This window comes from Microbulbifer sp. GL-2, from assembly GCF_007183175.1.
In the GTDB taxonomy this organism is placed as follows: domain Bacteria; phylum Pseudomonadota; class Gammaproteobacteria; order Pseudomonadales; family Cellvibrionaceae; genus Microbulbifer.
The window spans coordinates 2,160,447-2,169,477 of the sequence record NZ_AP019807.1 but is presented as its reverse complement, the minus strand read 5'-3'; the positions used below and the strand labels follow the sequence as shown (position 1 = coordinate 2,169,477).

The 9,031-nt window shown below is 45.9% G+C and carries 5 protein-coding genes; 3 read left to right on the top strand and 2 right to left on the bottom strand.

Annotated features, from left to right (window positions below; genetic code table 11):
* Window positions 1-271 precede the first annotated feature (271 nt).
* Complete coding sequence (locus tag GL2_RS09460) at window positions 272-592, top strand: hypothetical protein (protein ID WP_143730418.1); 321 nt, start codon at window positions 272-274, stop codon at window positions 590-592.
* 149 nt (window positions 593-741) lie between these two features.
* Here GL2_RS09460 and GL2_RS09455 read toward each other — a convergent pair whose 3' ends face one another.
* Complete coding sequence (locus GL2_RS09455) at window positions 742-3,729, bottom strand: TonB-dependent receptor (protein ID WP_143730417.1); 2,988 nt, start codon at window positions 3,727-3,729, stop codon at window positions 742-744.
* Window positions 3,730-4,477: 748 nt separating this feature from the next.
* Window positions 4,478-5,179: a GMP synthase gene (locus tag GL2_RS09450; protein ID WP_143730416.1), complete on the bottom strand. Its 702-nt coding sequence runs from the start codon at window positions 5,177-5,179 to the stop codon at window positions 4,478-4,480.
* 331 nt (window positions 5,180-5,510) lie between these two features.
* Between GL2_RS09450 and GL2_RS09445 the strand changes: the two genes are divergently transcribed.
* Complete coding sequence (locus GL2_RS09445; RefSeq protein WP_143730415.1) at window positions 5,511-7,112, top strand: AbgT family transporter; 1,602 nt, start codon at window positions 5,511-5,513, stop codon at window positions 7,110-7,112.
* A 730-nt stretch (window positions 7,113-7,842) separates the two neighbouring features.
* Window positions 7,843-8,898: an AraC family transcriptional regulator gene (locus GL2_RS09440; protein ID WP_143730414.1), complete on the top strand. Its 1,056-nt coding sequence runs from the start codon at window positions 7,843-7,845 to the stop codon at window positions 8,896-8,898.
* The last annotated feature ends 133 nt before the right edge of the window (window positions 8,899-9,031 follow it).

Below are 9,031 nucleotides of genomic sequence, written 5' to 3'. Positions count from 1 at the left end.
ATCCTTATATTCTCAGGCTATGATCGAGCACCCTTCTACAACTAGAATTTCTATCTGATCAATAAAAACCATCTTTTCGTTCTATTGATCGGCATTCAAAAATGCAGCACCCCAGACAAGCAGCTACAATGTAATCAGGTTGAGACATTCTCCCTAAATGTCGATATCGATATAGTAAATATACTGGATGGCTTGCCACACTGCCCACAATTCATGAAACTTAGTGCTAAATTGAGCATCTATCCATATCACCACTTCTGGAAATTTACATATGCCCAGCTGTAAGATATTTATAGAGGCCTCAAAACTGGTTCCAGATTCTGTTCCAGCTATATTTAATGAGATTATTATTGAAGGCCTGGAAGCCAAGGGGGAGCATGCTATAACCGCTGTTATTGAATCAAACTATGTAAAACCGTCAGGCTGCTATATTGAAATTACATACTGTAAAAAACCTGCGCTTACTCATGAAATATTACAGAAACTTGCCATTCGGCTAGATGAAACAGCTAGAAAGGTATTTCAAATAGAAGACCCTGTTAGGGTAAGGATTTTTTTGTTTGATGAAGACTTTACATCAGGAACAAACTAGTCTTTTCTAGTGAAAAGGCAACAATATAAAAAAACCTACAATTAAAAATCAACCATATATAGGAGTTGTAAACAGCGATATTAGAGGCCATCTTTCCTTAAATTAAAGACAGCCCCCAAAATCTTCAAACCATTAGAGCCTTAACACTTTTAAAAACGCGCGCTTGCGCCAAAACGGAAATAACGAGGTGTTTGATAAACTTGATTAATCCCCCAATCTGGATCAGAAATTCCTGGGCTCAACTCGGCAAACTCATACACTTCAGTTTCAGCGTCTGCATCAAGTATATTAAATATCTCCGCCCTAAGCTCTACATCTGCCAATCCAATTCGCGTACTGTAGACTAATGACAGGTCTATTTGGTTAACCCAACTAGTTCTCCCCCGGCTCCCACGTTTTGTTTTAATCAGATTTCCATCAGGGTCAGTGAGATAATAAGTATCACCATATTCTACAGAGCCATTCGGATGTCCCGTACCAAAGGAGTTAATTGGCCGCCCGGACTGCAAGAGAAAGTTAGCTCCGAAAAGCAGGTTCTCCATTATCTGGTAATTACCATATATTTTGAACTTGTGAGTTCGATCATTAGGTAGATAGCCATCAGCTCCATCCATCAACTCAGGGAAATCAAAGTCCTGTGTAATACCAGCATCATCTTGAGCATTATCAGACTTCACGTAACCTTCAGTATTACCTTTGCTCTCAGACCATGTATAGCTTGCATTGATCCCCCAAACACCATCGAAGCCCCTTTGTGCAGAAAGCTCCAGTGCTTTATAAGTTCGCTTTGCCTCTGGATAGGCTAAGAGTTCAGCTGGGAAAGTAGTCATCTCTAACACACCAGTGCCATACCGATCATAAGGTATGGTGATATCACTACCAGGGTTAGCAAGCACATATCCATGGGCATCCCCAGTGTGCTCATAACCTAAAGCATCAACTGCATGGTCGATGATAACGTCATCTATATGGGATTTTAGATCTCGGTAAGTAGTCTTTACACCAACGGTCCAATCACCATTTAAAACCCTCTCGTAGCCAAGAATAATTTCATCCTGGTACATTGGCTCCAAATCTCGATCTGACAGCTGTGCACTATCTGGAACTTCACCACTAGAAGTAACTTGGACAGGCCCAATCTCCTGAGAGGTTGGAACTCCATCAACACCAAGGTTGGAAGGCGCAAATGTTTTCAAATCATACTTATCATCAAATATAAAATAGCGCTGTAATCCCAACTCACCACCAGAGAGGCGCACATTTGTATTTGAGGCTATTGGCATAAAATATCGCCCCCAGTTACCAAATACCCTAGACTCACCATCGCCAGCAGGGTCCCAAGAAAAACTAAGCCTGGGCGCCCACTGATCGTCAATTTCAATGAAAACGTCCCCTTCCCCGTTATAGTTGGAGAAGGTCTCATTGCGAACTCCGGCACTTATCGTAAGGGTGTCAGTAATATCCCAAGTATCCTCTATATAAAAAGCTCTGGACTCCACCTCAAAATCACCAGAAACTTCCCCCAGACGGTACCGAACAATATGAACATCCGAACCATCTCCATTCACATCAGGAACTATCCCGCCATTTGAAAGCTTTTCTCCAGGTGCATAAGTATAGTAGCGATAATAAACACCTCCTTCTGCACGGAAACTGGTACCAGAATATGTTTCTATGGATGTAGAGGAATTATTCTCCTGATCATAGCCAAACCGCACAGCATGATCCCCCAAAACCCACTCGAAATCTATACGATCAGCAACCCGCTCATCGCCACCAGTTTGAGGCCTGGAGCTAGCCTCACACCCTGGGAAAGTAGATGAATTTCCCGGTAGTGCACCATCACTTGTATCGACAACATAAGGACATTCTGCATCAGTAGTACTAGTAGTTGTTAGGGAATATTCATTCTCACCATGGAGAAGTGAAACACTAAAGTTATCAGTTATTTGTCCATCGTAGCGAAAAAGCCAATTATCCCCCCCACGATCATCCCAAACTGTACCTTTATACTCCTGCTTATTCTTGTTATAGGGATCATAATTTAACTGTTTATTTACTCTTGTGCGCTCATCAGAGAACTGTACATAAGAAACTATGTGATCATCAGTTATATTCCAAGTTAAATTCATACCCCAAAAATCATCACCAATCTCCCTATCATTGAAAGTGCCAGGATCAGCTCTTGTTGTAAATTCCTCAATTGTTTCCTGTTGCTCATACAATGCATAAAAAAACAACCTATCTGGAATAATAGGGCCACTAACATAATAATCAGTCGTATATCTTGACTGCTCATTTTCAGAGTTCAGATCATATAATGTGCCATCAGTAGACAATGTATCCGGACTAGTTGAGCGAAGTGCCGCAGGTTCATAATAGGCAACTACTCCATATTCAAATTCATTACCTCCCCTTTTAGTAACAGCGTTCAATACACCACCTAGTGAGCGCCCAAATTCAGCGCTATACCCACCAGTTTTGATTTGAAATTGATCATAGAACTCAAAAGGGACTGATGATCCACCAAGCCCATTCCTAAAATTGGTTACATTTAGCCCATCAATGTAATAAGCATTTTCTCCAACAGATGCGCCACCAAAAGATATTAGATCCTTATCCTCTCCAAACCCGGAGTCCCCCAAAACCGTTCCCGGGGCTAACAAAGCAACTGATTCAATATTACGAGAAACAGGTAACATTTCTATATCAGCTAATCCAATATTAAGTGAGGACTCTGCCGTTCCAGTACGTATTTTTGGAGCCACCTCTCCAAAAACTACAACCTCCTCTAGGTCTCCTAGTGAAAGGGATATATTCAAATTAGCAGAACTTCCAATTGAGACAGCGACAGCCTCAACAATAGTAGGTTGATACCCCTCCTTTTGAACCGTTACCTTATAGACCCCGCTAGGGAGATTAACTCTAAAATCTCCATCCCTTCCAGTAGACATTGTCCGCTTAAAGCCATTTTTTTCATTCTCAATAATGACAGTAGCTTCCGTTATTTCGGTCTTATTACTCCCAAAAACAGCCCCCTCAATAGCTCCATTCACATTCCCCGCGGCTATCGCCTGGCCACCAAAAGCCGACAAGCTAATAGATGCAGCTAACAACGTCCTCTTGAAAAATATCATAAAGCCATCCTTTTAAATATCATCATATTTATAATTTATTAATTTTTGATATCAAGCTTAAAGTGTTGATCGTCCTCCAGCGACCCACTTAAAATTAACTCTACAGAACCTAAGGACCGACAAAATTCTACTAGTCGGATTGAGTGATTAAGTACCACTTTCCAGCATGATTTCCGAACGAAACACATGATTTGCATATCCCCATAAAAGGATATTGTTTACACTATCCTTAATCATTAACGCCAGGAAAGTACTATCTAACCAGGGTGCCATTCACACTCTGGCAAATATTATTCTTTCAAACTAAGAACTCAATACATATAAAAATATATTGAACCCAAAAGGAAACATTTACGCCAAAACATGCATTAGAGCTAAGAGCCAAACAGGGCAGTCAACTTATTTTTAAGATAAGATATCAAGATTGAACAACTTACACGAAAATTAGAGCGCCAATCACATCTAAAAATAAATAAATTATCACGCAAGAATTAACAACAATAAGCATTGTCGGGCTAAATTTTCAATTCCCGTCCCCTATAAATATCGAATACAGGTGGAAGGACTAGGATGGATCGAAAGATAAAAGTTCTTTCCTCTCCAAAGCGAGCCTGAAGTCAAAATCCCAGAAGGCAAATAGCACTTCAATATACAATGATCAAAAAAGTGTAAAAAGTTGACAGAATTGGAGTTAAAGACTGGGAAGAAAAGCGCAAGGGGACGGAGAACTCGCCCCCTAGAAATAGGGCTATTTACGCAAAAACTCCAACATCCACCTGGCAACCACATTCTCGTGGATATCATTCTGCAGGGAGGCTTGGCCTTTCTCCACAACCTCTTCACCAAAGGCTTCGCGGCGTAGTTCCATCAAACTGTTGGAATAGGGCTTGGTAAACTCTGGGTGTGCCTGGAAGCTCAGCATATGGTCATCCACTTGCAGCATTGCCATAGGACAAAACTCGCTCGACGCCAAAACTCGACCACCTGGTGGCAATGCCTCAACCTGGTCTTGGTGGGTGACCAACAGGCTAAAGTTGTTCATAGGCTCAGACATCCAGGAGGGGGTTTCCTGCATCTCGTAGGTGTGAACCCCCAAACCCCAACCTTTATCAGATTTGCGGGTTCTGCCCCCCAGTGCCTGGGCAATCAGTTGGTGCCCAAAACAGATGCCTATAGTCGGCTTTTTTATATCGTGAAGCTTGCGCACAAAGTCCATCAGCGGTGGAATCCACTCCTTTTCGTCATAGACACCCGTTTTGCTACCGGTGATCAGGTATGCATCCACCTCATCTATCTGGTCCGGGTAATGGCCGTGCTGGACTTCGTAGGTAATGAACTCCAGTTCAGAATCCTGGCTGCGCAACAGGTCGGCAAACATCTTCGGGTACTCGCCGAATTCGCCGGCCAGTTCCGTGCGTACATCGTCGGTTTTTAACACTCCAATCTTCATTATTTCACCGCTGGGTTGACTGCTGAATGTTGGGATTATGGCATATTCGCGAATGGCTGGTCGCTAAGCCTGCCGCGTAAATTGACACTTTCAAGCGACTGTTTTGGGCGCCACAGCTGTGCGCGCAATGTCCTACCAACACTGATGGCTGCTTGTTCTCAGCTGAAATTTGACGACTGAACCGCAAATAACATTCCCCTTGAGGCATTCTTACCCAAAGGACTTTTGTGTATGATCGCGGCCTTAGCACATTTTTCAGCCAATTATTCGGCTAACGGGCGTTCCAGAGGCAATTAGGGATGCCCGACACCAAGATGATTGAGGACAAACAATGACCACAACGACCTCCCCCAGCGACCAGCAGGATAGCCCACCGGGGCGCAAGACGGCCTTTACCCGCTTTCTGGATGTGGTGGAATGGCTCGGTAACCTGCTCCCGCACCCCATCACTTTGTTTGCCCTCTTCGCCGTTGGGGTAGTTGTACTCAGTGGAGTGGCTTCCTATTTTGGCCTGTCAGTGGCGGACCCACGCCCGGTAGGTGCCGCAGGACGCGATCCCGATGGGGTCATTGAAGTCTTCAACCTGATGAGCGGCGATGGTCTCAGGATGATCGTCACCAGCCTGGTGAAGAACTTTACCGGCTTCGCCCCCTTGGGAACGGTATTGGTAGCCCTTCTTGGTGTAGGCATCGCGGAACATTCCGGCCTACTCAGTGCCGCTGTGCGCGGCTTGGTACTACAAGCCTCCAAGCGCACCGTAACCGTGATTGTTGTCTTCGCCGGTATTATCTCCAATACAGCGTCAGAGCTTGGTTACGTTGTACTGATACCCTTGGCAGCAATGATCTTCCACTCCCTGGGGCGCCACCCTCTGGCGGGCCTGGCTGCGGCCTTTGCTGGTGTTTCCGGTGGTTATAGCGCCAACCTTTTATTGGGTACTGTGGACCCACTACTATCGGGCATCACTGAATCTGCGGCCCATATGATCGACCCCACATATAGCGTTGGCCCCGAAGTGAACTGGTACTTTATGATCGTCAGTACCTTCCTTATCACGATTGTTGGCAGCTGGGTCACCATGGCAATAGTGGAACCCAAGCTCGGCAAATATGATCCTCAAGAAGCTTCTGTCGACTTAAGCCAGGACAAGCTGGGCACTCTGAGCGACGCTGAGAAGCGCGGGCTCAAATACGCTGGCCTCGCCGTTTTGGCTGTTTCCGCCCTTTTTGCACTGTCCGTCGTGCCCGAATGGGGAGTGCTTCGCAACCCGGAAACCGGCCTGGTCGCTGGCTCCCCCTTCCTAAAAGGTATTGTGTCCCTCATCCTGATCTTCTTCGCCATTCCCGGTTTCGTGTATGGCAAGGTGGTTGGCACCATGAAGAATGACCGCGATGTGATCGATGCCATGGCCAAAAGCATGAACAGCATGGGCATGTATATTGTGCTGGTATTCTTCGCAGCTCAGTTTGTTGCCTTCTTCAAGGTTACCAACCTGGGCACTATTTTTGCCGTACTGGGCGCAGACACGCTGCAGAGTATTGGCTTGACGGGACCACTGCTTTTCCTGTTCTTCATCATGATGTGTGGCTTTGTAAACCTGATGCTGGGTAGTGCTTCCGCGCAATGGGCTGTGACCGCTCCCATTTTCGTGCCAATGCTGATGCTGTTGGGTTATGCACCAGAAGTTATCCAGGCGGCATACCGTATCGGCGACTCCGTGACGAATGTGATTACGCCAATGATGAGCTACTTCGGCCTGATCATTACCTTCGCCGCCCGCTATAAGAAAAACCTGGGGATGGGAACCTTGATTGCCACCATGATCCCCTACTCAATCTTCTTCCTTGTTGGCTGGACCGCTCTCTTCTACATCTGGGTATTCGCCTTCGGCCTGCCCGTTGGCCCCGGTGCAGCAACCTACTACGGTGGCTGAAACCCAACCTCCTGAGAAGCCCGCTTATGCGGGCTTCTTTTTGCCCGTCCCCTACCCCCGACAAACTTAAAGTTGAACCAAAGTCCCATTTATTAATAATTAGGGCCTACTCAAGGAGTACGTATTTGGGAAAAACCAATTTCCGACTAATTTCCTTAAAAAATTATTATTCCTATAGAAGTAGTCACCATAAAACAAAAAAGGCATTTATCGCAATTTGAGGAATATTTTTCTTAAATGGCCGGTTATATGGGTATTTTTTTTCATTAGGTGACAACATTTAAATCTCCCGCTAGATTAATCCCCTTCAAAACACCTAAAAAAAACAAGTAATATAGATACCTGTAATAACATTTAGCGGAGACCGATACGCGGATTATCGCCACCAGCGCCCTGCCCTGATCTAACTATCATTTATTATCCGCTCAGGATGAGCACTATGGTTGTGCCCTGCACTACCCTCATCTTATGAGGTGGTGACTGCTTCTGCTCATCCATCACTGACATATTGGAACGTCGAAATAAAGCAGGCCCTCGTCGGCAGGACTGTCCTCATTATTGAGCAGTTAAACCTCTTTAAAGATAACCATAAATAATGTGCCACAAGGCTCAGGTTTTCTATTACATCGGGGTTCCGCATAAAGTCGAATCACTTCCGCCGGATCAAATTATTCAACCCGCAAAAAGTTCATAACTCATTTATCCGGGTGACATACAGGATTCTAAGAAATTGACTCAACAAATAAGAACGACGCTGTTAACGGGCTTTTACGAGTTGGTGAGCCAATTTAATGGCAGCCCTGAAGGCCTGCTAATAAGTGCCCGAATAAATCCCCAGCAGATTGAGAACCTTAACGGTTATCTCCCTCTGAAGTCCGTCAATGAACTGTTGGATAAGAGTGCACATCAACTGAGCTGTGCCGATTTCGGACTGCGTCTTGCTCACAGCCAGGGAGCCGCTGCACTGGGATCACTGGGAGCCGCTGTACTGCAATCCCTTACTCTGGGGGAATTCCTGAATGCAGCCATCAAGCAGCTTGATAAGCCACCCTACAGCCTGCGTATAGAATTACAGAAAAAGGGACGACATACATTACTCGGGTTTCACTGTATAGATGATCTCCAGGCAAGTGCTCAGGGGGAAATACCGCTTGCACTGGATCAGTGCCGTGAATTCCTCCTGGGAGTGTCTCTGATAGCATTGCAAAACCTGTGCGGCGAAAACTTCCAACTGGAGTCTGTACACCTGCAAACTGAACGACCTCTACACGACCAGTATGAAAGCTTCTTCGGGGCTCCGGTGCACTTTGGCCGCGAAAAAGATGCTTTCATTCTCAACAGCAGCTCCCTGCTGCACCCTACAGAAAAGTGTAATCCCAACTTGCGCCCACTGCTGAAGACCTATATTGAGGAGCTTCTGCAACAGGGGGAGGCCAGCCTTGTGGTACAGGTACAGCAACTGATCTACTGCCTGATGCCATTAAAGCGCTGCAGCCTGCAGGAAGTTGCCAACCAGCTAGGAATGCACAAGCGCACCCTGCAACGCCGCTTGCGGGACCGCAACCTGGTATTTGAAGATCTGCTGGATCGTATCCGACGTGAACGTGCCGAGTACTACTTAAGCACCAAGCAGCCCCCCATGTCACAGATTTCCAATATGCTGGGATATCGTGAACAGAGCTCCTTTAACCGCGCCTGCTATCGTTGGTTCGGAACCACCCCAATGCGAGTGAGGCGCCAGATGATGGCAAACGTTGCAGCCAGGGAAGCTGCGGAAGTCGAGTAATAGCACTCTCGAATAGGATTGACAAGGCAACCCCTCTGCCCGGTCAATCCTAACGAACCGACACCTTACAGGTGTCCAGGCCAGGGTAAAACTGCAGAGCGGCATATAATCAGCCCGCCATTTTTTTCACTTA

Excerpts from the sequence above, each read along its gene's own strand:
- GL2_RS09460 (WP_143730418.1), top strand. The coding sequence starts at position 272 with ATGCCCAGCTGTAAGATATTTATAGAGGCCTCAAAACTGGTTCCAGAT.
- GL2_RS09455 (WP_143730417.1), bottom strand. The coding sequence starts at position 3,729 with ATGATATTTTTCAAGAGGACGTTGTTAGCTGCATCTATTAGCTTGTCG.
- GL2_RS09450 (WP_143730416.1), bottom strand. The coding sequence starts at position 5,179 with ATGAAGATTGGAGTGTTAAAAACCGACGATGTACGCACGGAACTGGCC.
- GL2_RS09445 (WP_143730415.1), top strand. The coding sequence starts at position 5,511 with ATGACCACAACGACCTCCCCCAGCGACCAGCAGGATAGCCCACCGGGG.